The organism is Microbacterium sp. (assembly GCF_035556355.1).
GTDB lineage: Bacteria > Actinomycetota > Actinomycetes > Actinomycetales > Microbacteriaceae > Microbacterium.
Window position 1 is genome coordinate 68,104 of sequence record NZ_DATMFG010000013.1, and the last position, 24,544, is coordinate 92,647.

Genomic DNA, 24,544 nt, shown 5'->3' on the forward strand with positions numbered 1-24,544 from the left:
AGGGCGCCCTCCCCGCGGAAGGCGCCCTCTTCGCGTTCCCGCAAACGAGGTGACGGATGCCGCGGCGCGCGGGTCCCGCCGGAGCGGGCCATACACTGATGCTGTGCTCGAGAACCCGCGTTCGCCGCGCGTGCGCGCGGTCGCGAAGCTGACCAAGCGCAGCGCCCGGCAGGAGACCGGGCTGTTCCTGCTGGAGGGACCGCAGGCCGCGCGGGAGGCGCTCGCGTACCGTCCCGACACGCTCGTCGAGATCTTCGCGACCCCCACGGCGCTGGAGCGCCACCCGGATCTGCGCGACACGGCGCGCGACGCCGGCGTCGACGTCGTCTTCACGGCCGAGGCCGTGCTCGACGCGATGGCCGACACCGTCACTCCGCAGGGCATCGTCGCCGTCGCGCGCCAGTCGCCGACCTCCGTGCGCGACGTGTTCGCGGCGAACCCACGTCTCGTCGCGATCTGCGAGGAGGTGCGCGATCCGGGCAATCTCGGCACGATCATCCGGGCCGCCGACGCGGCCGGAGCAGACGCCGTCGTGCTGACGGGGCGCACCGTCGATCCGTACAACCCCAAGGTCGTGCGCGCGACGACCGGATCGCTCTTCCACCTGCCGGTCGCGCTCGGCGTCGACCTCGCGACCGCGGTCGAGCGCGCTCACGCGGTGGGCGTGCGCGTGATCGCGGCGGATGTCGGGGGAGAGGACTTCCTGGAGTCGCGGGGTCTGCTGTCCGAACCCACGGCGTGGCTGTTCGGCAACGAGGCACGCGGCCTCGGCGAGGAGGCCCTCGCGCTCGCGGACCTCGCGCTGCGGCTGCCGATCTACGGCAAGGCGGAGTCGCTCAACCTCGCCACCGCCGCCAGCGTGTGCCTCTACGAGACAGCTTTCGCACAGCGCGCGGGGGAGTGACCGTCCGCCGCGCGTCCGCCGCCGCGCGGCATCCGCACCTGTTACAGATCGGTAAAGGGTCGCGTCGCGACTGGAACACCGTCGGACCACCGCCATAGGGTGATCGTCATGGCGACACCTGACGTGCCGGCAGCGGCGCCGCAGACCTCGAACATCAACGTCCGCAGGGGTGAGCCCCTCGTCGTCATGACCGACGTGCAGAAGCACTACGGCGACTTCCAGGCGCTTCGAGACATCAACCTCACGGTCAACCGCGGCGAGGTGGTGGTCGTGATCGGCCCGTCGGGCTCCGGCAAGTCGACGCTGTGCCGCACGATCAACCGACTCGAGACCATCACGAGCGGCACCATCACGATCGACGGGAAGGAACTGCCGAAGGAGGGCAAGGCGCTCGCGGCGCTGCGCGCCGACGTCGGCATGGTGTTCCAGTCGTTCAACCTCTTCTCGCACCTCACGATCCTCGACAACGTCACGCTCGGGCCGATCAAGGTGAAGGGCATGAAGAAGGCGGATGCCGAGCGTGCCGCGCAGACGCTGCTCGAGCGCGTCGGAGTCGCGCAGCAGGCGTCGAAGCTCCCGGCGCAGCTCTCCGGCGGTCAGCAGCAGCGCGTCGCGATCGCACGCGCGCTCGCGATGAACCCCAAGGTCATGCTGTTCGACGAGCCCACGAGCGCCCTGGACCCCGAGATGATCAACGAGGTGCTCGACGTCATGGTGAACCTCGCGCAGGAGGGCATGACGATGATCGTGGTCACCCACGAGATGGGCTTCGCCCGCAAGGCCGCCGACCGAGTCGTGTTCATGGCCGACGGGCAGATCGTGGAAGAGGCGACCCCCGACGAGTTCTTCACGAACCCCCAGAGCGCGCGTGCGAAGGACTTCCTCTCGAAGCTCATCACGCACTGACGCGAACCCATCGACGAAAGGATCACGCCACAGCAGCACCACCCCGCCCCGATGGGCGGAGTCCGCACGACCCGAACGTCGGAAACCAACGCACCCCACAAGGAACAACCCCAGGAGAACTCACATGCGAAAGTCACGAATTTTCGTCGGCGCCGCGCTCGCGATCGCGGCACTCACGCTGACCGCCTGCAACACCGGCACGCCCGGAGGCACATCGACCGACGCGGGCGGTGACACCGGCGGAGACGAGGCACTCTGGGAGGTCGCCACGGATGTCTCGCTCGAAGGCAGCCCGACGTTCGAGGCCATGACCGAGCGCGGCGGTGTCGTGGTCGGCGTCAAGAACGACCAGCCCGGTCTCGGCTACGAAGACGCCACGACGGGTGAGCGCACCGGCTTCGACGTCGACATCGCGCGTTGGATCGCCGCGTCGCTCGGCTTCTCGGAGGACCAGATCGAGTACGTCACGATCCCGTCGGCCAACCGCGAACAGGCGCTCGTGAACGGCGACATCGACTACTACGTCGGCACCTACTCGATCACCGACAAGCGCAAGGAGCAGATCGACTTCGCCGGCCCGTACTTCATCACGGGTCAGGGTCTGCTCGTCGCGGCCGACAACGAGGACATCAACGGCCCCGAAGACCTCGCGGGCAAGATCGTCTGCTCGGTGACCGGTTCGACGCCGCTGCAGCGCATCCGCGACGAGTTCAACCCCGGTGACACCGTCGAGTACGACACGTACTCGCAGTGCGTCGAGCAGCTGCTCGCCGGCTCGGTGGACGCGATCACGACCGACGAGGCGATCCTCGCCGGCTACGTCGCGCAGCGCCCCGACGAGCTCAAGATCGCCGGTGAGCCCTTCAGCGAGGAGCGCTACGGCGTCGGCATCCCGAAGGGCGACACCGTCCTGCAGGACCACATCAACCAGCTGTTCACCGACGGCGGTGACGTGTGGCAGGCGCTGTTCGACCAGCACCTCGCGCCGGCGGGCATCGCGGGCGACCAGCCGCAGGTCGACGACTGATCCACGCGGGCGGGGCGGCCGTGAGGCCGCCCCGCCCCTCAGCCGTCGCACCGGCGGCTGACCGACAAGGAGAGGAGCGCGAGTGGGCGTCATCACCGACAATCTGGATCTCTGGCAGGAGACCCTGATCGGCACGCTCATCCTGTTCGTCGCGGGCGGGCTCGTCGCACTCATCCTCGGCACCATCGTCGGGGCGATGCGCGTGTCGCCGATCCCGATCGCGCGAGCGGTCGGCACCGTGTACGTGAACACGATCCGCAACACACCGCTCACGCTCGTCTTCTTCGCGTTCGCCTTCGCGCTGCCGCCGTTGCTCGGCCTCCGCCTCACCGCGCCGGTGTCGCTCACCCTCGCGATCCTCGCGCTCGGCATCTACACGGCGACCTACGTGGCCGAGACGATCCGCTCCGGCATCAACACGGTGCCGGTCGGCCAAGCAGAAGCCGCCCGCGCGCTCGGCCTGACCTTCGGTCAGGTCATGAGCCAGGTCGTGATGCCGCAGGCGTTCCGCTCGGTCATCCCGCCCATGATGAGCGTGTTCATCGCGCTCCTGAAGAACACGACCGTCGCGGCGGGCTTCTCGGTCGTGAACCTCGGCTCGATCCGCAGCTACATGAGCGAGCGCGGCGAGAACCAGTTCCTCGTGATCCTCTGGGTCATGGCGATCTTCGTCGCGCTCGTGCTCCTGCTGTCGTGGGCTCAGCGAGCTCTCGAGAACCGGTGGAAGGTGACGCGATGAGCTCGTCCGTCCTCTACGACGTCCCCGGTCCCCGGGCGATCGTCCGCAACCGCATCCTCGGCGTCATCACGATCCTCGTCGTCGCGGCGGTCATCGGATTCTTCGTGTGGCGGCTCGCCGCCACGGGGCAGTTCACCGCCGAGAAGTGGGCCGCGTTCACATACACGAACGTGTGGATCCAGATCGGGCTCGCGACGCTGCGCACGCTCGGCGCGTTCGCCGTCGCCGCGGTCGGCGCGCTCGCGCTCGGGTTCATCCTCGCGCTCGGCCGACTCTCGCTGCACCGCTGGGTTCGTTGGCCGGCCGGCGCTCTCGTCGAGGTGCTCCGCGCGATCCCGGTCCTGATCTTCATGTTCCTGCTGTACTACGGCCTGCCCGTGCTCGGCATCCGCATGGAGCCGTACTGGGCGGTCGTGATCGCGCTCATCGCGTACAACGGCTCGGTGCTCGCCGAGGTCATCCGCGCCGGCGTCGAGTCGCTCCCGCGCGGCCAGAGCGAAGCGGGGTACGCGATCGGTCTGCGCAAGTCGGGCGTCATGCGCCTGATCCTGCTTCCGCAGGCGATCCGCGCGATGCTCCCGGTGATCATCGCCCAACTCGTCGTGACGCTCAAGGACACGGCGCTCGGCTTCATCATCACCTACCCGGAGCTGCTGTTCTACGCGCGCTTCATCGGGTCGCAGTCCACTCTCGGGTCGCCGATCGTGCCCGCCACGATCATCGTCGGCGCGATCTACATCGGCCTGTGTCTGATCCTGTCGGCGATCGCGACGCTCGTCGAGCGGCGCCTGCGTCGCTCGGCCCGCACGACTCGCGTCGCGGGTGCGAACCAGCCGACGCAGGAGGTCACCGACACCGAGCTCATCGCGATGCAGAAGGGCGCCGGCAAGTACGACGCCCAAGGCCTCTGAACGGGAGAGGCCGCGCAAGGGCCCCTCGGCGCCGTCGGTAGACTCGGTACTCGTGTCCCACGCACCCGAGAACTCCGTCGCCGCTCCGGCGCAGATCACCCCTGAGGCGGTCGAGAGTGCGGTCCAGGCCGCGCTCGAAGCGATCGCCGCGGCATCCGACTCCGCCTCCCTCAAGGCCGCGCGCTCCGCGCACGCCGGCGAAGGATCGCCGCTCGCGAAGCTCAACGCGCGGCTGCGCGACGTGCCACCCGAGAAGAAGGCCGAGTTCGGCAAGCTCGTCGGGCAGGCGCGCGGGCGCGTCAACCAGGCGTTCGCGACGCGCGAGCAGGAGGTCATCGCGGCCGAGACGGCCGCTCGCCTCGAGGCGGAGCGCGTCGACATCACGGCGCTTCCGAGCCGCGCGCGTGTGGGGGCGCGGCATCCGATCTCGCTCCTGCAGGAGGAGATCGCCGACATCTTCGTCGGCATGGGGTGGGAGATCGCCGAGGGCCCCGAGCTCGAGCATGAGTGGTTCAACTTCGACGCGCTCAACTTCGACGAGGACCACCCGGCACGCCAGGAGCAGGACACGTTCTACGTCGACCCGGTCGCGCGCCACCTCGTGATGCGCACGCACACGAGCCCCGTGCAGGTCCGTTCGATGCTCGAGCGCGACCTCCCGATCTACGTGCTGTGTCCGGGACGCGTATACCGCACCGACGAATTCGACGCGACGCACCTGCCCGTGTTCACGCAGTTCGAGGGCCTCGTCGTCGACAAGGGCATCACGATGGCGCACCTCAAGGGCACGCTCGACCACGCGGCGCGCGTGCTGTTCGGACCCGAGGCGAAGACCCGGTTCCGCGCGAACTTCTTCCCCTTCACCGAGCCGTCGGCCGAGCTGGACCTGTGGCACCCCACCTTCAAGGGCGGCGCCCGCTGGATCGAGTGGGGCGGATGCGGCATGGTCAACCCGAACGTGCTGCGCGCGGCGGGCATCGACCCCGAGGAGTACTCCGGCTTCGCGTTCGGCATGGGCATCGAGCGCACGCTCATGTTCCGCAGCGACGTGCAGGACATGCGCGACATGGCCGAGGGCGACGTCCGTTTCAGCGAGCAGTTCGGGATGGTGGTGTGATGCGCGTCCCGCTTTCGTGGCTGCGTGAGTATGTGGACGTTCCGGCGGATGCCACGGCCGAGGACGTCCTGGCGGCACTCGTGTCGGTCGGGTTCGAGGAGGAGGACGTCCACCGCTTCGAGCTTCAGGGTCCGATCGTCGTCGGCGAGGTGCTCGAGTTCGTCGAGGAGCCGCAGTCCAACGGCAAGACGATCCGCTGGTGCCAGGTGCAGGTGGCGCCCGAGGGTGAGACCGCGGCCGACGGCGGCCCCGCCGTGCACGGGATCGTGTGCGGCGCGCGAAACTTCTTCGTGGGCGACAAGGTCGTCGTGACGCTGCCCGGCTCGGTGCTTCCCGGCCCGTTCCCGATCGCGGCGCGCAAGACCTACGGCCACATCTCCGACGGCATGATCGCGTCGGCGAAGGAGCTCGGTCTCGGCAACGAGCACTCCGGCATCCTGCGCCTTGTGGAGCTCGGCATCGACGCGCCCGTCGGCACCGACGCGATCTCGCTGCTCGGCCTCGACGACGTCGCGATCGACATCAACGTCACGCCTGACCGCGGCTACGCGCTGTCGGTGCGCGGCGTCGCGCGCGAGTACTCGCACGCGACCGGGGCGGAGTTCCGCGACCCGGCCGCGCGCTACGCGTCCGACGAGCTGGCGCCGGGTTCGGGCTTCCCGATCACCGTGGACGACGAGCACCCGATCCGCGGGCGGGTCGGCGCATCCGAGTTCGTCGTCCGCGTCGTGCGCGACGTGGACCCCACCAAGCCGACGCCGCCGTGGATGATCGCGCGGCTGGGGCTCGCCGGCATCCGCTCGCTCGGGATCCTCATCGACATCACCAACTACGTGATGCTCGAGCTCGGCAACCCGATCCACGGCTACGACCTCGACAAGCTGCAGGGCGGCATCACCGTGCGTCGTGCGCGCGAGGGCGAGAAGCTCGAGACGCTCGACGGTCAGCTGCGCACCCTGAACCCCGAGGATCTGCTCATCACCGACGATTCGGGCCCGATCGGTCTCGCAGGGGTCATGGGCGGAGGCACGACCGAGATGTCGGATGCCACGCGCAACGTCCTCATCGAGGCGGCGATCTTCGACACGGTGTCGATCGCGCGCACCGCGCGTCGCCACAAGCTGCCGAGCGAGGCGTCGCGACGCTTCGAGCGCGGCGTCGACCCGGCGATCCCGTTCGTCGCCGCCCGCCGCGTCGCCGACCTCATGGTCGAGTACGCGGGCGGAACCCTCGACACCGAGTACGGGGGAGCGCTTTTCGCCGAGATCGAGCGCACGACGATCGACCTTCCCGCCGGGTTCGTGTCGGGTCTCATCGGCGTCGACTACACGGCGGAGCAGATCGCGCACGCACTGCGCCTCATCGGATGCGACGTGACCACCACCTCGGACGGCTGGACGGTCGTGCCGCCGACGTGGCGTCCCGACCTCACCGACAAGTGGACGCTCGCGGAGGAGGTCGCCCGCATCGAGGGGTACGACCAGATCCCGTCCGTGCTGCCGCTGCCGCCGTCGGGCCGCGGCCTGACCCCGGCGCAGCAGGGCCGCCGTCGCGTCGCGAACGCGCTCGCCGCGGCGGGCTTCGTCGAGACGCCGTCGTTCCCGTTCACGACGGAGGAGCAGAACGACCTGCACGGCTCCGCGTCGGGCGAGCATGTGCCGAGCATCCGTCTCGCCAATCCGCTCGACGGGCAGGCGGCGTTCCTGCGCCGCTCGCTCGTGCCGGGTCTGCTGCAGGTCGCGCACCGCAACGTGTCGCGCGGCTTCACCGACCTCGCGCTCTTCGAGACCGGGACCGTCTTCCTGCCCGAGCCGGGTGTCGAATACGGCACGTCGTTCATTCCGCCGCTGGCGGTGCGTCCGGATGCCGCGACCCTCGCCGAGCTCGACGCGTCGATCCCGCCGCAGCCCCGTCACGTCGCGGTGCTCCTCACGGGCAACCTCGTCGCGAAGCAGCCGGGTCAGCCCGCCGTGCCGGCCGAACTCGCCGACGCGCTCGACGCCGTCCGGACGATCGCGGCGGCGGCCGGGGTCTCGGTCGTCGTGGAGCAGGGCGAGCGCGCGGCGCTGCACCCCGGTCGTACCGGCGTCGTGTCGGTCGACGGCACCGAGGTGGGCTATGTCGGCGAGCTGCTGCCGGCGGTCGCCGAGGCATCCGACCTCCCGGGCCGCGTCATCGTCGCGGAGCTGAACCTCGACCTCGTGCTCTCGCTCTCGGGGCGGCGCGTCGTCGCCGCGTCGCTGTCGGGCTTCCCTGCCGCCACGCAGGACGTGTCGCTCGTCGTCGGCGCGGACGTGCCGGCAGCCGAGGTGCGCGACGCCCTCGTCGAGGGTTCGGGGGAGCTGCTCGAGTCGCTGCGACTCGTCGACGACTACCGCGGCCAGGGGCTTCCCGACGGCAAGAAGAGCCTCACGTTCGCGCTGCGCTTCCGCGCGCCGGACCGCACGCTCACGGCCTCCGAGGCGAGCGAGGCGAAGCTCGCGGGGGTCGCCGTGGCCGCCGAGCGGTTCGGCGCGTCCCTCCGCGAGTAAGTCTTCCCCCGGATCCCTGAGCGTGTCGATGGTCCGCTCCCTGAGAGACGTTCGATCGGATCGATGACGCGGTTCGTCGTGAGAAGCATGTTCAGGGCCGGCGGGGCGACGCTTCGGCGGGCTCAGCGACCGGGGACGGCGGTAGCGTGGCGTCATGTCTGAGACGATCACGCTCGAAGCCGAAGGCCACCCGTTCGACGTGTATCTCGCGCGCCCCGCGGGGGAGCCGGTGGGCGGTCTCGTGCTCATCCACGAGATCTGGGGCCTCGTCGACCACATCAAAGACGTCGCCGACCGCTTTGCCGCCGAGGGGTGGGTGGTCGCGGCGCCCGACATCCTGAGCCATGCGGGCGTCGAGCCGGCGCTCGGGGCGGAGCTCTTCGCCCTCCGCAACAGCAGCGACGAGGAGGCGAAGGCCGCGACGCAGCCGCGCATGCGCGAGATGCTGTCGACGGCGTACGCGCCGGAGTACGCACGGTGGGCCGTCGCGGCGCTGCGCGCGACCGTCGACCGGCTCGCCGAGGAGCCGGGCGTCGGCGACCGTCTCGCCGTGACCGGATTCTGCTTCGGCGGGACGTACGCGTTCGCCCTCGCGGCCGCCGACGACCGCATCCGCGCCGCCGTCCCGTTCTACGGCACCGCGCCCACGCCCGATCAGATCGCCGAGATCAAGGCGCCCGTCCTCGCCCTCTACGGGCAGCACGATCCCGCGCTCATCGATGCACTCCCCGACGTGACGAAGGCGATGGCGGATGCGGGCGTCGACTTCGAGACCGTCGTCTACCCCGACGCCGGCCACGCGTTCTTCAACGACACCGGACTGCGATACGACGCGGATGCCGCCGCCGACGCCTGGCGCCGGGCCCTCGCGTTCCTGCGCGAGCACGTCTGACGCGTCATCCGCACCCTCCACGGCCCGTTAGGGTCGAGGTGATGAGCCTCACCACCGCCGCCCCCGCCCTTCAGCTGGCGGGCCTCGTCAAGAGCTTCGGTCCGAAACTCGCGGTCGCGGGGCTTGACCTCGTCGTCCCCACCGGTTCGTTCTTCGGGCTCGTCGGCCCGAACGGCGCCGGAAAGACCACGACGCTGTCGATGGCGACGGGTCTCCTGCGCCCAGACGCCGGGCGAGCGTGGGTGCACGGGATCGACGTGTGGGAGCATCCGGTCGAAGCCAAGCGCATCATCGGCAACCTCGCCGACGGAGTGCAGCTGTTCGATCGCCTCACGGGTGAGCAGCTCATCACCTACACCGCGATGATGTTCGGCATCCCGCGGCCTGAGATCGCCGGTCGCGTCGCGGACCTGCTCGAGCTCATGGGACTGCAGGAGGCGGCGGGAACGATCGTGGCCGACTACTCGGCCGGCATGACCAAGAAGATCGCGCTCGCATGTGCGCTCGTCAACGCGCCGCGGCTGCTCGTGCTCGACGAGCCGTTCGAGTCGGTCGACCCGGTCTCGGCCGCGAACATCGAGGACGTGCTGCGCGGGTACACCGCGTCGGGCGGCACGGTCATCGTCTCGAGCCACTCGATGGACCTCGTCCAGCGCATGTGCGACCACGTCGCCGTGATCGCGGAGGGTCGGGTGCTCGCGGCAGGCACGGTCGAAGAGGTCCGTGCCGGTCAGACGCTCCAGGAGCGCTTCCTCTCGCTCGTCGGTGGCCGTCACGTGTCGGAAGGGCCGCAGTGGTTGCGACAGTCCTGAGGCTTCGCTATCGCATCCTCGGCAACACCCTGGTCCGTCGCCCGTGGCAGCTCGTCGGGTTCTGCATCGGCCTGCTGTGGGCGCTGTGGGCGCTCGTCGCGGTGGTCGCGGGGTTCATCGCGCTCAACGCCTTCCAGGGGCTCGATGTCGCGCGCGCCGTCGCCGTGCTGGGCGGGTCGGCGCTCGTGCTCGGCTGGACCATCGGCCCGGTGCTCGTGGCGGGCACCGAGTCCACTGTCGACGCCCGCCGACTCGCGCCGTTCCCGCTCACGACCCGCCAGATCATGTTCGCTCTCGCCGCCACCGGCCTGACCGGTATCCCGGGGATCGTCACGAGCCTCGGGGCTCTCGCGAGCGTCGTGCTGTGGGTGCGGTGGCCGGCGGCGGCGGTGATCGCGATTCCGTCGGCGGCGCTCGGCGTGCTCATCTGCGTCGTCGCGAGCCGCCTCGTGACGACCCTTTCGACCGGCCTGGGCGGACACCGGCGCGGTCGCGAGATCTTCGGTACGATCCTGCTGGGCATCGTGATCATGACGGGGCCGATCATCACCGGCATCCTCGCGCTGCTGAGCTCCGCGGGTGACGTCCTCGGCCGCTTCGCGGAGGCCGCGGTCGTGCTCGGCTGGACGCCGATCGGGGCGGCGTGGGCCGTTCCGGGAGACGCTGCTGCGGGGGAATGGCTCGCCGCCGTCGCCAAGTTCGTCATCGCCGCGGGAACGCTCGCCGCACTGTGGCTGCTGTGGGGACGCGCCCTGAAGTCGTCGGTCAGTGCGCCGCCGCGCCAGACCGCCCGTACCGTCGCTCCGGGCCGGCTCGGCTTCTTCGCCGTCATGCCCACGGGCGGCGTCGGCGCGACATGGGCGCGGTCGCTCACGGAATGGCTGCGCGACCCGCGCTACCTGCGACAGCTCATCTTCGTGCCGCTGTTCCCCGTGCTGTTCGCGTTCACGACGGGAATCGACGGCTGGCTGTTCAGCGTGTCTCCGCTCATGGTCGCGCTGATCCTGTCGATCGCGGGGTACGCCGACATCTCGTACGACGGAACCGCCTTCGCATCCGTGCTCTCGACGGGCGTCAGCGGTCGAGCGGATCGCTTGGGGAGGCTCCTGGGTGCCGCATGCGTCGGCGTGCCCGCGGTCATCGTCGTCGCGATCGTGACCGCGGCGATCGCGGGCACCTGGACGACCCTGCCTGCGGTGCTGGCCGCCGCGCTCGGGATTCTGCTCGCCGGCTACGGCGTGTCGGCCGTGTCGTCGGCGCTCCTCGTCGTCCCGGTCGCGAAGGCCGGCGACAGCCCCTTCAAGACCGTGCCGGGTCAGACGTTCGTCAACGGACTCGTCGTGTTCCTCGTGCTCGGTGTGACGATCGCCTTGGCCGCGCCCGCACTCGTGCTCGCAATCGTCTCGACGGTGACGGCATCCGCAGTGCTGGCGTGGATCGCGCTCGCCGTCGCCGTCGTCGCGGGAGCGGCGATCATCCTCGGCGGGATCGTCGTGGGCGGACGCACGCTCGAACGCACCGGTCCCGACCTGCTCGCTCGCATCAAGGCGTTCCCGTCCTGACCGGCCGGCGGTTCCGCCCTGAGCGGAAACGGATGCCGCCGCCGCGCCGCCTCTGCTGGGATGAGCCCATGACCAACGTTCTCATCCTCGGCGGGACCGGCTGGCTGAGCGGACGGGTCGCCCGCCGCTGGCTCGAGGAGGGGGCCGCCGTCACGTGCCTCGCGCGCGGCGCGCGCCCCGCGCCCGACGGAGCCGAGCTCGTGGTCGCAGATCGCGCCGAGCCCGACGCGTACGCCGCCGTCGCGGAACGGGAGTGGGACGAGATCGTCGACATCTCGTCGCGCGCCGAGCATGTCGCCGCCGCCGTCGAGGCACTCGGCGCCCGCACGAAGCACTGGACCTTCGTCTCGACGATCTCGGTGTACACCGACGCCAGCACGGTCGGCGCCGACGAGTCCGCATCGACGGCGGAGCCCGCGGAGCCCGGCGATGAGTACGACTACAGCCGCGAGAAGGCGGCGGCCGAGGCATCCGTCCGCTCGACCCTCGGCGACCGTGCGGCGATCGTGCGCGCGGGACTCATCGTCGGCCCGGGCGACCCGACCGATCGCTTCGGATACTGGGTGTCGCGGTTCGCGCTCGCGGGGGAGGAGCCGGTGCTCGTGCCGGCCGCCGAGCGGCTCATGGTGCAGGTCATCGACGTCGACGACCTCGCCGCCTACCTCGTCGACGTGGGCCGTGGCAGGTGGAGCGGAACGGCCAACGCGACAGGCGACCCGCTGCCGTTCACCGAGTTCCTCGAGCTCGCGCGGCGCGCGGGCGGTCACACCGGCGAGCTCGTGAGAGCCGACCCCGAGTGGCTTGCGGCACACGAGGTCGACCACTGGATGGGGCCGCGGTCGCTGCCGCTCTGGCTCCCCGCGGACATGCCCGGCTTCACGACCCGGTCGAACGCCGTGTACCGCTCGACCGGGGGAGCGCTGCGACCCGTCAATGAGACCCTCGCGCGCACGCTCGGCGACGAACGCGCCCGCGGCCTCGACCGCGAACGGGCGGCGGGACTGTCCCGCGCCGATGAGCTCGCGCTGATCGCCGAGCCGGCGGGCTGAGCCCCGTCACGCGATTTGCGGATGCCGCATCCCGCCCGCTATCGTCGGCCCATGCTTTCGGCGAACCGGGGTCTCGAGACGCTCTTCACGAGCGCCGTCCCCGCGCGCCGACGTCTGCCTCGCCGACTCTAGGCGACTCCGCGCGCCACGCCCGCTGTGCGGGCATCTGCGGGAGTCGCCCGTCTCAGGCCCCGATCCGCAGACAATAAGGTTGAAGCATGACCTATTCGGTCGCCGTTTCCGGCGCATCCGGCTATGCAGGAGGCGAGATCCTCCGCCTCCTCGCCGCGCACCCCGACATCGAGATCCGCACCGTCACGGCCCACTCCAACGCCGGGCAGCCGCTCATCGAGCACCAGCCGCACCTGCGTTCACTCGCACATCTCGAGCTCCAGGAGACGACTCCCGAGATCCTCGCGGGACACGACATCGTGTTCCTCGCGCTGCCGCACGGCCAGTCCGGTCAGTACACGGATGCTCTCGGCGACGTGCCGCTCATCATCGATGCAGGTGCCGATCACCGGCTCGAGTCCGTCGCCGACTGGGACCGGTTCTACGGCGGCGCCTTCCATGATCCGTGGACGTACGGTGTGCCCGAGCTTCCGTTCCGCGGCGGCAAGCAGCGCGAGCGGCTCGTGGGGGCGACCCGCATCGCCGCTCCGGGCTGCAACGCGTCGACGGTGAGCCTGTCGCTCGCGCCGGGAGTCGCCGCGGGCGTGATCGATCCGTCCGACATCGTGAGCGTGCTCGCGGTCGGTCCGTCGGGTGCCGGCAAGAGCCTCAAGCCGCACCTGCTCGGCAGCGAGCTGCTCGGCACGGCGAACCCGTACGCGGTCGGGGGCGTGCATCGGCACATCCCCGAGATCCGGCAGGCGCTCGCGGCGGCGCGTGTGCCCGACGCTTCGTCTCGCTCCGCTCGCTCAGCGACCGGTGATGAGGGCATCCGCATCTCGTTCACCCCGGTGCTCGTGCCGATGGCGCGGGGGATCCTCGCGACCTCGTCCGCCCCGATCGCGGACGGCGTGACGGATGCCGACATCCGCGGCGCATGGGAGGCGGCGTACGGCGACGAGACGTTCGTGCAGGTGCTTCCCGAGGGCTCGTTCCCGCGCACGGCCGACGTGCTCGGCGCCAACACGGCGCTCATGGGCCTCGCGATCGATCGCGCCGCGAACCGCGTCGTGGTCGTGACCGCCGTCGACAATCTCGTGAAGGGCACGGCCGGCGCCGCCGTCCAATCCATGAACATCGCGCTGGGCCTCCCCGAGGACCGCGCTCTCACCGTGAACGGAGTCGCACCGTGAGCGTCACCGCAGCGAAGGGCTTCGAGGCGGCGGGCGTCGCCGCCGGGCTCAAGTCGACGGGCAAGTCCGATGTCGCGGTCGTCGTCAACCGCGGGCCGCTCAAGGTCGGCGCGGCGGTCTTCACGAGCAACCGCGCCAAGGCGAACCCGATCCTGTGGTCGCAGCAGGCCGTCCAGGACGGAGTCGTGGAAGCGGTCGTTCTCAACTCCGGTGGGGCGAACTGCTTCACCGGCTCGTTCGGATTCCAGACGACGCACCAGACGGCCGAGAAGGCGGCGGAGCTGCTCGGCGTGAGCGCGGGCGATGTGCTCGTGTGCTCGACGGGGCTCATCGGCACGGGTGACGACGTGTTCCGGCAGAAGGTGCTCGCGGGCACGGAGCGGGCGATCGCCGAGCTCTCCGAGGACGGCGGCGTCGCCGCATCCGAGGCCATCATGACGACCGATTCGCGGCCGAAGCGCGCCGAGCGCGCACAGGACGGCTGGACGATCGGGGGAATGGCGAAAGGCGCCGGCATGCTCGCCCCCGGCCTCGCGACGATGCTCGTCGTCGTCACGACCGACGCGGTGATCACGGCCGAAGAGGCCGACGCGCACTTGCGTGCGGCGACGCGTGTGACGTTCGACCGGCTCGACTCCGACGGGTGCATGTCGACGAACGATCAGGTGACGCTCATGGCGAGCGGCGCGAGCGGCGTGACGCCCGACCCTGAGGAGTTCCGTGCGCGCCTCACCGAGGTGTGCGACGACCTCGCGGCGCAGCTGCAAGGCGACGCGGAGGGTGCGAGCCACGACATCACGATCCGCGTGACGAACGCCGCATCCGAGCACGATGCCGTCGTCGTCGGACGCTCCGTCGCGCGCAACAACCTCTTCAAGGCCGCGATCTTCGGCAACGATCCGAACTGGGGCCGCGTGCTGGCGGCGATCGGGACGACCGACGCCGCATTCGACCCGTACGACGTCGACGTGTGGATGAACGGCGTGCGCGTGTGCAGCGCCGGCGGCCCCGACCGGCCTCGCGAAGAGGTGGACCTCACGCCCCGCGCGACTGACGTGCTCATCGACCTCAAGACCGGCCCCGCGTCGGCGACGATCCGCACGAACGACCTGACCCACGACTACGTGCACGAGAACAGCGCCTACTCCTCATGACCGATCTGCAAGACACCGACCCGGCCGAGGCCTCCACCAAGGCGGCGACGCTCATCGAGTCGCTGCCGTGGCTGCGACGCTTCCGCGACCAGATCATCGTCATCAAGTACGGCGGGAACGCGATGATCAGCGATGAGCTGCAGGACGCGTTCGCGGCCGACATCGCCTACCTGCGGTACGTCGGGGTCAAGCCCGTCGTCGTCCACGGCGGCGGTCCGCAGATCTCGTCGATGCTCGATCGGCTCGCGATCCCGAGCGAGTTCAAGGGCGGCTATCGCGTCACAAGCACCGAGGCGATCTCGGTCGTTCGCATGGTGCTGACGGGCCAGATCAACCCGCAGCTCGTGTCGAAGATCAACGCGCACGGACCCTTCGCGACCGGGCTCTCCGGCGAGGATGCGGGCCTGTTCGGCGGCCGCCGCCGCGGGGTCGTCGTCGACGGCGTCGAGCACGACCTCGGACGCGTCGGCGACGTCGTGCAGGTCGACCCGCAGCCCGTGCTCGACCACCTCGCCGCCGATCGCATCCCCGTGGTCTCGAGCATCGCGCCGGATCTCGACAATCCGGGGCACTCCCTGAACGTGAACGCGGATGCCGCGGCCGCCGCCCTCGCCGTCGCGCTGGGCGCCGCCAAGCTCGTGATCCTCACGGACGTGCCGGGCCTGTACGCCGACTGGCCCAACCGCGACTCGCTCGTGTCGCACCTGACCGCCGACGAGCTGCGCGCGATGCTGCCGCGGCTCGAGTCCGGCATGATCCCGAAGATGCAGGCGTGCCTCGACGCGGTCGAGGGCGGCGTCGAGACCGCCGCGATCATCGACGGGCGAGTGCCGCATTCGGTGCTCGTGGAGATCTTCACCAGCAAGGGAATCGGAACAGAGGTGGTGGCACGGTGACCGACAGCGACAAGGCGGCCTGGCAGGAGGACGCACGGCGCGACCTCCTGCGCAACGCGGGGGACCGGCTCGCACTCATCGTGCGCGGCGAGGGCGCGCACGTGTGGGACGACGAGGGCCGACGCTACCTCGACTTCCTCGCCGGCGTCGCGGTCAACTCGCTCGGGCACGCGCATCCCGTGTTCGTCGAGGCCGTGTCGAGGCAGGCGGCGACGCTGACCCACATCTCGAACTACTTCGCGACGCCGCCGCAGCTCGCACTCGCGGCGCGCCTCAAGCGCCTCGCCGGCACGGGACCTTCGGGCCGCGTGTACTTCGGCAACTCGGGCGCCGAGGCGAACGAGGCCGCGTTCAAGCTCGCGCGTCTGCACGGCGGCTCGGAGCGTCCGCGAATCCTGTCGCTGCGAAACGCATTCCACGGTCGCACGATGGGGACGCTCGCGCTGACGGGCAAGCCCGCGATGCAGGAGCCGTTCCTGCCGATGGTCGCCGGGGTCGAGCACATCGACTCGACGATCGAGGCGCTCGAAGAGGCGATGGACGACCGCGTCGCCGCCCTGTTCGTCGAGCCGATCAAGGGCGAGGCGGGCGTGGTCGAGCTGCCGGAGGGCTACCTGAAGGCTGCGCGTGAGATCACCGAGAAGCACGGCGCGCTGCTGATCCTCGATGAGATCCAGACGGGCGCCGGTCGCACGGGGGCGTGGTTCGCGTTCCAGCACGAGGGCATCACGCCCGACGCGATCACGGTCGCGAAGGGCATCGGGGGCGGATTCCCGATCGGCGCGCTCATCACGTTCGGCGCCGCGGGCGACCTGTTCTTCCCGGGAAGCCATGGCTCGACGTTCGGCGGCAACGCGCTCGCGACGGCGGTCTCCGACGCGGTCCTGGCCGAGATCGAGTCAGCCGGGCTCGTCGAGAACGCAGCCGAGCGCGGCGTCCAGCTTCGTGAGGCGGTCGCGGCCATCGGCTCGCCGCTCGTGAAGGGCAGCGCCGGCCAGGGTCTGCTGATCGGCATCCGTCTCACGCACGCCGTCGCGGGCGCCGTGGCCGCCGCGGCGCAGCAGCACGGACTCATCGTCAACCCCGTCAACGACGAGACGATCCGTCTCGCGCCGCCGCTCACGATCGGCGACGAGGAGATCCGCGAGTTCTCCGAGCTGTTCGCCGCCGCGCTCGCGACCGTCGAGTCGGCGGTGCTGCTCGACGTCGACACGGATGCCGCGACCGACCCCGAGGGGGTGACCGCGTGACCCGCCACCTGCTGCGCGACGACGACCTGACGCCGGCCGAACAGGATGAGATCCTCGATCTCGCCGTCGCCCTCAAGAAGGACCGCTGGAAGCTCAAGCCGCTCGCGGGCCCGCAGACCGTCGCGGTGATCTTCGACAAGTCCTCGACGCGCACGCGCGTGTCGTTCGCCGTCGGCATCGCCGATCTCGGCGGGTCCCCGCTCATCATCTCGACCGCCAACAGCCAGCTCGGCGGCAAGGAGACGCCCGCCGACACCGCTCGCGTCCTCGAGCGGCAGGTCGCGGCGATCGTGTGGCGCACGTATGCGCAGGCCGGGCTCGAGGAGATGGCCCGCGACACGCGTGTTCCCGTGATCAACGCGCTGAGCGACGACTTCCACCCGTGTCAGCTCCTCGCCGACCTCCTCACGATCCGCGAGCACAAGGGCGATCTGAAGGGTCTCACGCTCGCGTTCTTCGGCGACGGGCGCTCGAACATGTCGCACTCGTACGTGCTCGCGGGCGTCACCGCCGGCATGCACGTACGGGTCGCGTCGCCCGAGTCGTACGCGCCCCGCGACGACGTCATCGCCGACGCGGATCGCCGCGCCGCCGAGACCGGCGGCTCGGTCACACTCTTCACCGACCCGAACGAGGCGGCGGCGGGTGCCGACGTCATCGTCACCGACACGTGGGTGTCTATGGGCAAGGAGGAGGAGAAGCTCGCGCGACTGCGCGACCTCGGCGGCTACAAGGTCACGCAGGAGCTCATGTCGCTCGCTGCGGACGACGCGATCTTCATCCACTGCCTGCCCGCCGACCGCGGGTACGAGGTCGACGCCGAGGTGATCGACGGTCCGCAGAGCGTCGTGTGGGACGAGGCCGAGAACCGGCTCCACGCGCAGAAGGCCCTGCTGGTCTGGCTCCTGCGGCAGCAGGACTGACCGGAGCGGTCGCCGATGAGCCGAGGGGCCGCGCGCACTCCGACGGGAAGTGCCACGGAGACGCGGCCCTGGCTCGCGACCCGTTGGGACCGCCTCAACGGAGAGGCCCGCGTCGCCGGAGTCGACCTCGCACGCGGGCTCGCCGTCCTCGGCATGTTCGCGGCGCACCTCCTGTGGATCCGCGAGGTCTTCGACTGGGGTGACCCGACGACGTGGATCCACATCGTCGACGGACGCTCGTCGATCCTGTTCGCGACGCTCGCGGGGGTCTCGATCGGCCTCGTGACGGGCGGTCCGGCGCCACTGGCGGGTCGCCGGATGGAGACCGCGCGCCTGCGCCTCGTCGTGCGGGCGTTCCTCCTGTGGCTGCTCGGGCTGCTGCTCGACTCGACCGGGGTCCCGGTCTACGTGATCCTGCAGGCCTACGGCATCCTCTTCATCCTGGCGGTGGCGTTCACGAGGCTGCGGGCGCGCACGCTGTTCATCGTCGCCGGTGCGATCGCGCTCATCATGCCGTTCGTGCAGGTGTGGCTCGACGCGAACCCGTTCTGGCTCACCCCGACCGGTGCGCTCACCGCGATGGCGCTGGGCTGGCATTACCCGTTCACGGTGTGGATCGCGTTCGTGCTCGCGGGGCTCGGCGTCGCGCGGGCCGGCATCCGACGCACGCGCGTGCAGGTCTGGACGCTCGTCGGCGGGGCTGCGCTGGCGGCGATCGGGTATGGCCTGCACGCTGTGAGCGGGTCGGATGCGGCATCCGAGCAGTCCTCGTTCTGGGCGGCGCTGTGGACGGCCCGTCCGCACTCGACCGGGCTCCTCGAAGTCATCGGCACCGGCGGATTCGCGCTCGCGGTCGTCGCGGCGTGCGTGCTCGCGTGCCGCACCGTGCTCGTGTGGGTCGTGCTCCCGTTGCGCGCAGTCGGGTCGATGCCGCTCACGGCCTACACCGTCCAGCTCCTCGTGTGGGCGTGGGTCGCGACGATCGTGCTCGGCACGTCGCGAGATCTCGGAGGCTTCCGGGACCTCGATCCGTTCGTGCCGCTCGCGGTGTGGACGGTGGTCGGATGCACCGCCTGGGCGCTGCTCGTCGGGCGCGGTCCGCTCGAGTGGGCGTTCGACCGGTTCACGCGTCTCGTCGTGAAGGAACGGGCGGATGTCGAAGGACAGCCCCTCGATAGGGTGGAGCAGTGAGCGACGAGAAGGCCGACGGCACCAACCCCGGCGCCCTGTGGGGCGCCCGATTCGCGGGCGGACCCTCGCCCGAACTCGCTGCGCTGAGCGTCTCGACCCACTTCGACTGGGACCTCGCGCTGTACGACATCGCCGGGTCGCACGCCCACGCCACGGCCCTCGCCGCCGCCGGGTACCTCACCGAAGACGAGGAGCGCCGCATGCACGCGGGCCTCGACGCGCTCGCTCGGCGCGTGTCGGAAGGAACGCTGCGCCCCGGCCCCGACGACGAAGACGTGCACGGTGCGCTCGAGGCGGCGCTCATCGCCGAGGTCGGCTCCGAGCTGGGCGGCAAGCTGCGTGCCGGCCGCAGCCGCAACGACCAGATCGCGACGCTGGTGCGTCTCTACCTGCTCGACCACGCGCGCACGATCGCGCGTGAGATCCTCCGCCTCATCGACTCCCTGGTCGCGCAGGCCGAAGCGCACCCCGACGCGATCATGCCCGGGCGCACCCACCTGCAGCACGCCCAGCCGATCCTCCTCGCGCACCACCTGCAGGCGCACGCATGGCCGCTCGTGCGCGAACTCGAGCGGCTGCGGGACTGGTCGGCGCGCGCATCCGTCTCGCCCTATGGCGGGGGAGCGCTCGCAGGATCGACGCTCGGCCTCGACTCGCAGCTCGTCGCGACGCGGCTCGGGCTCTCGCGCCCCGCCGAGAACTCGCTCGACGGCACCGCGGCGCGCGACGTCGTGGCCGAGTTCGCGTTCATCGCGGCGATGATCGGCGTCGACCTGTCGCGCCTCGCCGAGGACGTCATCATCTGGAACACGCGCGAGTTCGGCTTCGTGCGGCTGGACGACGCCTACTCGACCGGGTCGAGCATCATGCCGCAGAAGAAGAACCCCGATATCGCCGAGCTCGCGCGCGGGAAGTCGGGCCGGCTCATCGGCAACCTGTCGGGGCTCCTCGCGACCCTCAAGGGCCTGCCGCTCGCGTACAACCGCGATCTGCAGGAGGACAAGGAGCCGGTCTTCGACTCCGTGCGCACGCTCGAGATCGTTCTCCCCGCGATGGCGGGCATGATCGCGACGCTCACGTTCGACACCGAGCGCATGGCCGAGCTCGCGCCGCAGGGCTTCTCGCTCGCGACCGACGTCGCGGACTGGCTCGTCAAGCGCGGCATCCCGTTCCGGGAGGCGCATGAGATCTCGGGCTCGCTCGTGCGGCTGTGCGAGCAGGAGGGGATCGAGTTGCACGAGGCGACCGACGAGATGCTCGCTTCGGTTTCGCAGCACTTGAAGCCCGAGGTGCGCGAGGTGCTGACGATCGAAGGCTCGGTCGCGAGCCGCGACGGCGTGGGCGGCACGGCGCCGGTGCGGGTGGCCGAGCAGCGCACCGAACTGGTCGCTCGCGCGCAGGCGGCGGTTCATGCGCTCGACTTATAAGTGCTATAAATAAGCAGATGACTTATATCTGCCACATATAAGGCGTATGCTGGCGCCATGACCGTCGCAGTCATCGCCGACATCGTGGGTTCGCGCCGAATGCCCGACCGCTCGGGTGCACAGCGCGCGCTCGAATCCGCCATCGCGCGCGTCGAGCGCGACCTGCCGCTCGCGCGCGAGCCCCTGAGCCCGACAGTGGGCGATGAGCTGCAGGGCGTGTACCACGCGCTGCCCGACGCGCTCGGCTCGCTCCTGCTGCTGCAGCTCGCGCTGCCCGACGGCGTCGAGTGCCGGTTCGGCGTGGGCATCGGCGAGATCGGGCCCGTCGCCTCCTCGGCGGCGACGCTCTCGGACGGCGCCGGTTGGTGGTCGGCCCGCGCCGCGATCGACACGGTCCACCGTCTGCAGAAGCGCACCGCGCCGAACGCGCGCACGTGGATCGTCGCATCCCCGGAGCAAGATGACACCATGCGCCCCTCCGTCGACCTCGCCAACGCGTACGTCCTCGCGCGCGACCAGCTCGTCACCGCGATGAACGAACGCGCGCGCCGGCTCACGTACGGGCGGTGCCTCGGTGCGAGCCAGGCCGCCCTCGCGAAGGAGGAGGGCGTGACGCAGCCGGCGGTGTCGCAGGCGCTCGCGACGGCCGGCGCATCCGCCGTCGTCGAGGGCTTCCTCGCCCTCCGAGCGGGGCGGACGGCGTGATCCTCGCGGGGCTGTCGCTGCTGGCCGTCGGGGGAGCGGACCTCATCCGCCAGTTCCTGCCGCCCACGCGGCGCTGGATGGTGCAGGTCGCTGCGGCGCTCGTGCTGTTGCTCGTGGCATCCGGATTCGATGCGGCGGTGTGGGCGTTCGTCGCGACAGCCGTCGCCGTCGTGTGGGTCTTCGTCGTGCCGTCCGACGGATCGGGACGTGCGGGTTTCTGGCCCGTCGCGGGGCTCGCGGTGCTGTGCGCGGCCGCCGTGTCGACGGTCGGGCTCCGTGAGGCGACCGGGCCGCTCGGAGACGTGTGGCAGATCTCCGGTCCGAATGGCGTGGTGCATCCGGATGCGGCGATCCTGCTCGTCGGCACGATCGCGTTCCTGCTCGAATCCGGCAACGTCATCGTGCGCACGGCGCTGCGCGAAGAGGCGGTCGCCGACGACAGGGACGAGGAGGGCGAGCCGGGGCTCAAGGGCGGTCGCCTCATCGGCCCGCTCGAGCGCGTGCTCGTGTTCGCGCTGACCCTCGCGGGCGCGTACACGCTCCTCGCCGCGGTGCTCGCGGCGAAGGGCATCGTGCGTTTCCCCGAGATCTCGCGCGACACGGCGACGGGCAATCGCGCGGAGTACTTCCTCGTCGGCAGCCTCGTGAGCTGGGTCGCCGCCCTCGCGAGCGCGCTGCTGGTGTGGTGGGCGTTCGCGACCCTGCTTTGACGGCCGCCGCGCGTCGGGCGTCGGGCGCTTGACTTGGAGTGCGCTCGAAGTTGCACGCTGGGGCCATGACGACATCGACACCTCCCACCACGCCGCTCGTCCTCGGCGCGATGATGTTCGGCACCACGATCGACGAGAAGACGTCGTTCGCGCTGCTGGACCGTTTCGTCGAGCGCGGCGGCGTCTGGATCGACACCGCGGACTGCTACAGCTTCTGGGCCAGCGAGTCCGGACAGGGCGGCGACAGCGAGCGCGTCATCGGCCGGTGGCTCGCCGCGCGGCCCGGCATGCGCGAACGCGTCCGCATCTCGACGAAGCTCGGCGCCGAGCCGCTCTGGGCGGGCTCATGGCCGGAGCGCCGCGCGGGCCTCTCGCGCCGGGCCGTCCTCGACGCGTTCGCCGGGAGCCTCGACCGCCTCGGCGTGGACTCCGTCGACCTGCTGTGGCTCCACCAGGAGGACCGCACCGTCCCGATCGAAGAGACGGTCGAGGCCCTCGCGGAGCTCACCGGCCAAGGTCTCGCGCGCCGCGTCGGTGCTTCCAACCACCCCGCGTGGCGCGTCGAGCGCGCGCGGGCGCACGCCCGCTCCATCGGTGCGCTCCCGCTCGACGCGCTTCAGCTCAACAGCACGTACCTGCGCATCCGTCCGGGCACCCTGCCGCCGGGCGTCGTCCACCCGTTCGGCGTCCTGAGCGACGAGCAGCTCGACTATGCGCGCACCCATGGGCTCGAGGTGTGGGCGTACACGCCGCTCCTGTCCGGCGCGTACGACAACCCCGAGAAGGAGATCCCCGAGGTCTACGACCACCCCGGCACGACGCGACGCCTCGAAGCGCTCGACTCGGTCGCGGGCGAGCTCGGCGCCTCGCGCGGGCAGGTCGTGCTCGCGTGGCAGGTGGCGCGTGGCATCCGGCCGATGCTCGGCGGCAGCCGCGTCGAGCAGCTCGACATCGCCCTCGACGGCGTGCGCCTCGAGCTCTCGCCCGAGCAGTTCGAGCGCCTCTCCTCCCCAGTGTGACCGTGACGCGGATGCCTCGCCCGCCGGGTCGCGCGGGCCGAGGCATCCGCGTCGCGCTGATAGCCTGAATCGCGTGTCTACGCCCCTCGTGAGCGCGACCACCCCGGCAAACGATCCCTCATTCGAGAACGTGTGGGATGAGATTGTCTGGCGTGGACTCGTGCATGTGTCCACCGATCAGGATGCGCTGCGTGCGCTGCTGGCCGGAGACCCGATCACGTTCTATTGCGGCTTCGACCCGACGGCGCCGAGCCTGCACCTGGGAAACCTCGTGCAGCTCATCACGATGCGCCGCCTCCAGCTCGCCGGACACAGGCCGCTCGGCCTCGTGGGCGGTTCGACGGGTCTCATCGGCGACCCGCGCCCGAGCGCGGAACGCACGCTCAACACCAAGGAGACGGTCGCCGAGTGGGTCGAGCGGCTGCGCGCGCAGGTCGAGCGATTCCTGAGCTTCGAGGGCGAGAACGCCGCCCGCATCGTCAACAACCTCGACTGGACTGCGCCGCTGTCGGCGATCGACTTCCTCCGCGACATCGGAAAGCACTACCGCGTGAGCACGATGCTGAAGAAGGACGCGGTGGCCGCGCGCCTGAACTCCGAGGCCGGCATCAGCTACACCGAGTTCAGCTACCAGATCCTGCAGGGGCTCGACTACCTCGAGCTCTACCGTCAGTACGACTGCGTGCTGCAGACGGGCGGCTCCGACCAGTGGGGCAACCTGACGAGCGGTGTCGACCTCATCCACTACGTCGAGCACGCCTCGGTGCACGCGATCGGCACGCCGCTGATCACGAACAGCGACGGCACGAAGTTCGGCAAGAGCGAGGGCAACGCGATCTGGCTCGACCCCGAGATGTGCAGCCCGTACCGCATGTACCAGTTCTGGCTGAACACGCACGACGACGATGTGATCTCGCGCATGAAGGTCTTCACCTTCCTCACGCGCGACGAGATCGAGGAGTACGAGCGCCTCGTCGCGTCCGAGCCGTTCAAGCGCGAGGCCCAGCGCCGGCTGGCTCTCGAAGTGACGAGCTTCGTGCACGGTCCGGATGCCACGGCCGCCGTGATCGCGGCATCCGACGCGCTCTTCGGGCAGGGCGACCTCTCCACGCTCGACGCGGCGACGCTGCGGACCGCGCTCGAAGAGCTGCCGAACGCCTCGCTCGCGAGTGGCACGCCCGTCGTGCAGGCCCTCGTCGAGACCGGCCTCGTGTCGAGTCTCAGCGAGGGGAGGCGCGCGATCGCCCAAGGCGGGGTGTCGCTCGACGGCATCCGCGTCGAGGACGACACCGCGGTCGTGACCGGCTCGCTGCCAGGACGCGTCTCGGTGCTGCGGCGAGGCAAGAAGACCCTCGCCGGCGTGTTCGTGCACGACTAGTTGTGATGTCCAGGGACGTTGTTGCGTGAATCGCGTGTGATCTGCTGACGGGCGAAGGCCTCCCGTTGCGAGAGTGGAGCTGTCTAGGAACCGCTTCACGCACTCAGGAGGCCTTCGTGTCCCACGCTAACGCTGCT

At 70.5% G+C, this 24,544-nt stretch carries 22 protein-coding genes; all 22 read left to right on the forward strand.

Features of this window, described 5'->3' with window-relative positions; genetic code table 11:
- Positions 1 to 103 precede the first annotated feature (103 nt).
- The 22 genes from VNR19_RS02585 (at position 104) to tyrS (ending at position 24,407) form a co-directional block, all read left to right on the forward strand.
- Positions 104 to 904 carry a TrmH family RNA methyltransferase gene (locus tag VNR19_RS02585; protein WP_325723588.1) on the forward strand — a complete coding sequence of 267 codons (801 nt, stop codon included), beginning with the start codon at positions 104 to 106 and terminating at the stop codon, positions 902 to 904.
- A 186-nt stretch (positions 905 to 1,090) separates the two neighbouring features.
- The gene (locus VNR19_RS02590; protein ID WP_325723638.1) at positions 1,091 to 1,810 is read left to right on the forward strand and encodes an amino acid ABC transporter ATP-binding protein; all 720 of its coding nucleotides are present in this window, start codon (positions 1,091 to 1,093) and stop codon (positions 1,808 to 1,810) included.
- A gap of 124 nt (positions 1,811 to 1,934) precedes the next feature.
- Positions 1,935 to 2,837 carry a glutamate ABC transporter substrate-binding protein gene (locus VNR19_RS02595; protein WP_325723590.1) on the forward strand — a complete coding sequence of 301 codons (903 nt, stop codon included), beginning with the start codon at positions 1,935 to 1,937 and terminating at the stop codon, positions 2,835 to 2,837.
- An 82-nt stretch (positions 2,838 to 2,919) separates the two neighbouring features.
- On the forward strand, positions 2,920 to 3,576 hold the full coding sequence (locus VNR19_RS02600; RefSeq protein ID WP_325723592.1) for an amino acid ABC transporter permease: 657 nt from the start codon (positions 2,920 to 2,922) through the stop codon (positions 3,574 to 3,576).
- The gene (locus VNR19_RS02605) at positions 3,573 to 4,487 is read left to right on the forward strand and encodes an amino acid ABC transporter permease (RefSeq protein WP_325723594.1); all 915 of its coding nucleotides are present in this window, start codon (positions 3,573 to 3,575) and stop codon (positions 4,485 to 4,487) included. Before VNR19_RS02600 ends, VNR19_RS02605 begins: the two co-directional genes overlap by 4 nt.
- 52 nt (positions 4,488 to 4,539) lie before the next feature.
- Positions 4,540 to 5,604, forward strand: coding sequence for a phenylalanine--tRNA ligase subunit alpha (gene pheS, locus VNR19_RS02610; protein ID WP_325723596.1), 1,065 nt, complete (start codon positions 4,540 to 4,542; stop codon positions 5,602 to 5,604).
- The gene (pheT, locus tag VNR19_RS02615) at positions 5,604 to 8,135 is read left to right on the forward strand and encodes a phenylalanine--tRNA ligase subunit beta (protein WP_325723598.1); all 2,532 of its coding nucleotides are present in this window, start codon (positions 5,604 to 5,606) and stop codon (positions 8,133 to 8,135) included. The genes pheS and pheT overlap by 1 nt, the downstream gene beginning before the upstream one ends.
- A 154-nt stretch (positions 8,136 to 8,289) precedes the next feature.
- Entirely contained in the window at positions 8,290 to 9,027 is a 738-nt protein-coding gene (locus VNR19_RS02620; protein ID WP_325723600.1) for a dienelactone hydrolase family protein, read from the forward strand.
- A 41-nt stretch (positions 9,028 to 9,068) separates the two neighbouring features.
- Positions 9,069 to 9,839, forward strand: a complete 771-nt coding sequence (locus VNR19_RS02625) for an ABC transporter ATP-binding protein (RefSeq protein WP_325723602.1) — start codon at positions 9,069 to 9,071, stop codon at positions 9,837 to 9,839.
- Entirely contained in the window at positions 9,821 to 11,401 is a 1,581-nt protein-coding gene (locus VNR19_RS02630; protein ID WP_325723604.1) for a hypothetical protein, read from the forward strand. The genes VNR19_RS02625 and VNR19_RS02630 overlap by 19 nt, the downstream gene beginning before the upstream one ends.
- Positions 11,402 to 11,469: 68 nt before the next feature.
- Entirely contained in the window at positions 11,470 to 12,450 is a 981-nt protein-coding gene (locus VNR19_RS02635; RefSeq protein ID WP_325723606.1) for an NAD-dependent epimerase/dehydratase family protein, read from the forward strand.
- Between the two features lie 218 nt (positions 12,451 to 12,668).
- Entirely contained in the window at positions 12,669 to 13,754 is a 1,086-nt protein-coding gene (gene argC, locus VNR19_RS02640) for an N-acetyl-gamma-glutamyl-phosphate reductase (RefSeq protein WP_325723609.1), read from the forward strand.
- Complete coding sequence (gene argJ / locus VNR19_RS02645; RefSeq protein WP_325723611.1) at positions 13,751 to 14,908, forward strand: bifunctional glutamate N-acetyltransferase/amino-acid acetyltransferase ArgJ; 1,158 nt, start codon at positions 13,751 to 13,753, stop codon at positions 14,906 to 14,908. The genes argC and argJ overlap by 4 nt, the downstream gene beginning before the upstream one ends.
- Complete coding sequence (argB, locus tag VNR19_RS02650; RefSeq protein WP_325723613.1) at positions 14,905 to 15,804, forward strand: acetylglutamate kinase; 900 nt, start codon at positions 14,905 to 14,907, stop codon at positions 15,802 to 15,804. Before argJ ends, argB begins: the two co-directional genes overlap by 4 nt.
- Complete coding sequence (locus VNR19_RS02655) at positions 15,801 to 17,054, forward strand: acetylornithine transaminase (RefSeq protein WP_325723615.1); 1,254 nt, start codon at positions 15,801 to 15,803, stop codon at positions 17,052 to 17,054. The genes argB and VNR19_RS02655 overlap by 4 nt, the downstream gene beginning before the upstream one ends.
- Positions 17,051 to 17,977: an ornithine carbamoyltransferase gene (gene argF, locus VNR19_RS02660; RefSeq protein WP_325723617.1), complete on the forward strand. Its 927-nt coding sequence runs from the start codon at positions 17,051 to 17,053 to the stop codon at positions 17,975 to 17,977. Before VNR19_RS02655 ends, argF begins: the two co-directional genes overlap by 4 nt.
- Positions 17,978 to 17,992: 15 nt before the next feature.
- Entirely contained in the window at positions 17,993 to 19,168 is a 1,176-nt protein-coding gene (locus VNR19_RS02665; protein WP_325723619.1) for a heparan-alpha-glucosaminide N-acetyltransferase domain-containing protein, read from the forward strand.
- Positions 19,165 to 20,595, forward strand: a complete 1,431-nt coding sequence (gene argH, locus VNR19_RS02670) for an argininosuccinate lyase (RefSeq protein WP_325723621.1) — start codon at positions 19,165 to 19,167, stop codon at positions 20,593 to 20,595. Before VNR19_RS02665 ends, argH begins: the two co-directional genes overlap by 4 nt.
- 57 nt (positions 20,596 to 20,652) lie before the next feature.
- Positions 20,653 to 21,300 (forward strand): SatD family protein, encoded by a 648-nt coding sequence (locus VNR19_RS02675; protein WP_325723623.1) that lies wholly within the window; start codon positions 20,653 to 20,655, stop codon positions 21,298 to 21,300.
- Positions 21,297 to 22,010 carry a hypothetical protein gene (locus VNR19_RS02680; protein ID WP_325723625.1) on the forward strand — a complete coding sequence of 238 codons (714 nt, stop codon included), beginning with the start codon at positions 21,297 to 21,299 and terminating at the stop codon, positions 22,008 to 22,010. Before VNR19_RS02675 ends, VNR19_RS02680 begins: the two co-directional genes overlap by 4 nt.
- 65 nt (positions 22,011 to 22,075) lie before the next feature.
- Complete coding sequence (locus tag VNR19_RS02685) at positions 22,076 to 23,029, forward strand: aldo/keto reductase (protein WP_325723627.1); 954 nt, start codon at positions 22,076 to 22,078, stop codon at positions 23,027 to 23,029.
- A gap of 88 nt (positions 23,030 to 23,117) precedes the next feature.
- Positions 23,118 to 24,407, forward strand: coding sequence for a tyrosine--tRNA ligase (gene tyrS, locus VNR19_RS02690; protein WP_325723640.1), 1,290 nt, complete (start codon positions 23,118 to 23,120; stop codon positions 24,405 to 24,407).
- Positions 24,408 to 24,544 lie beyond the last annotated feature (137 nt).

Bases quoted from the DNA above. Each gene is read 5' to 3' on its own strand.
- argB (WP_325723613.1), top strand. From the start codon at position 14,905: ATGACCGATCTGCAAGACACCGACCCGGCCGAGGCCTCCACCAAGGCG.
- VNR19_RS02665 (WP_325723619.1), top strand. From the start codon at position 17,993: ATGAGCCGAGGGGCCGCGCGCACTCCGACGGGAAGTGCCACGGAGACG.
- VNR19_RS02685 (WP_325723627.1), top strand. From the start codon at position 22,076: ATGACGACATCGACACCTCCCACCACGCCGCTCGTCCTCGGCGCGATG.
- VNR19_RS02620 (WP_325723600.1), top strand. From the start codon at position 8,290: ATGTCTGAGACGATCACGCTCGAAGCCGAAGGCCACCCGTTCGACGTG.
- VNR19_RS02635 (WP_325723606.1), top strand. From the start codon at position 11,470: ATGACCAACGTTCTCATCCTCGGCGGGACCGGCTGGCTGAGCGGACGG.
- VNR19_RS02625 (WP_325723602.1), top strand. From the start codon at position 9,069: ATGAGCCTCACCACCGCCGCCCCCGCCCTTCAGCTGGCGGGCCTCGTC.
- VNR19_RS02605 (WP_325723594.1), top strand. From the start codon at position 3,573: ATGAGCTCGTCCGTCCTCTACGACGTCCCCGGTCCCCGGGCGATCGTC.
- pheT (WP_325723598.1), top strand. From the start codon at position 5,604: ATGCGCGTCCCGCTTTCGTGGCTGCGTGAGTATGTGGACGTTCCGGCG.
- VNR19_RS02590 (WP_325723638.1), top strand. From the start codon at position 1,091: ATGACCGACGTGCAGAAGCACTACGGCGACTTCCAGGCGCTTCGAGAC.
- argC (WP_325723609.1), top strand. From the start codon at position 12,669: ATGACCTATTCGGTCGCCGTTTCCGGCGCATCCGGCTATGCAGGAGGC.
- VNR19_RS02595 (WP_325723590.1), top strand. From the start codon at position 1,935: ATGCGAAAGTCACGAATTTTCGTCGGCGCCGCGCTCGCGATCGCGGCA.
- VNR19_RS02675 (WP_325723623.1), top strand. From the start codon at position 20,653: ATGACCGTCGCAGTCATCGCCGACATCGTGGGTTCGCGCCGAATGCCC.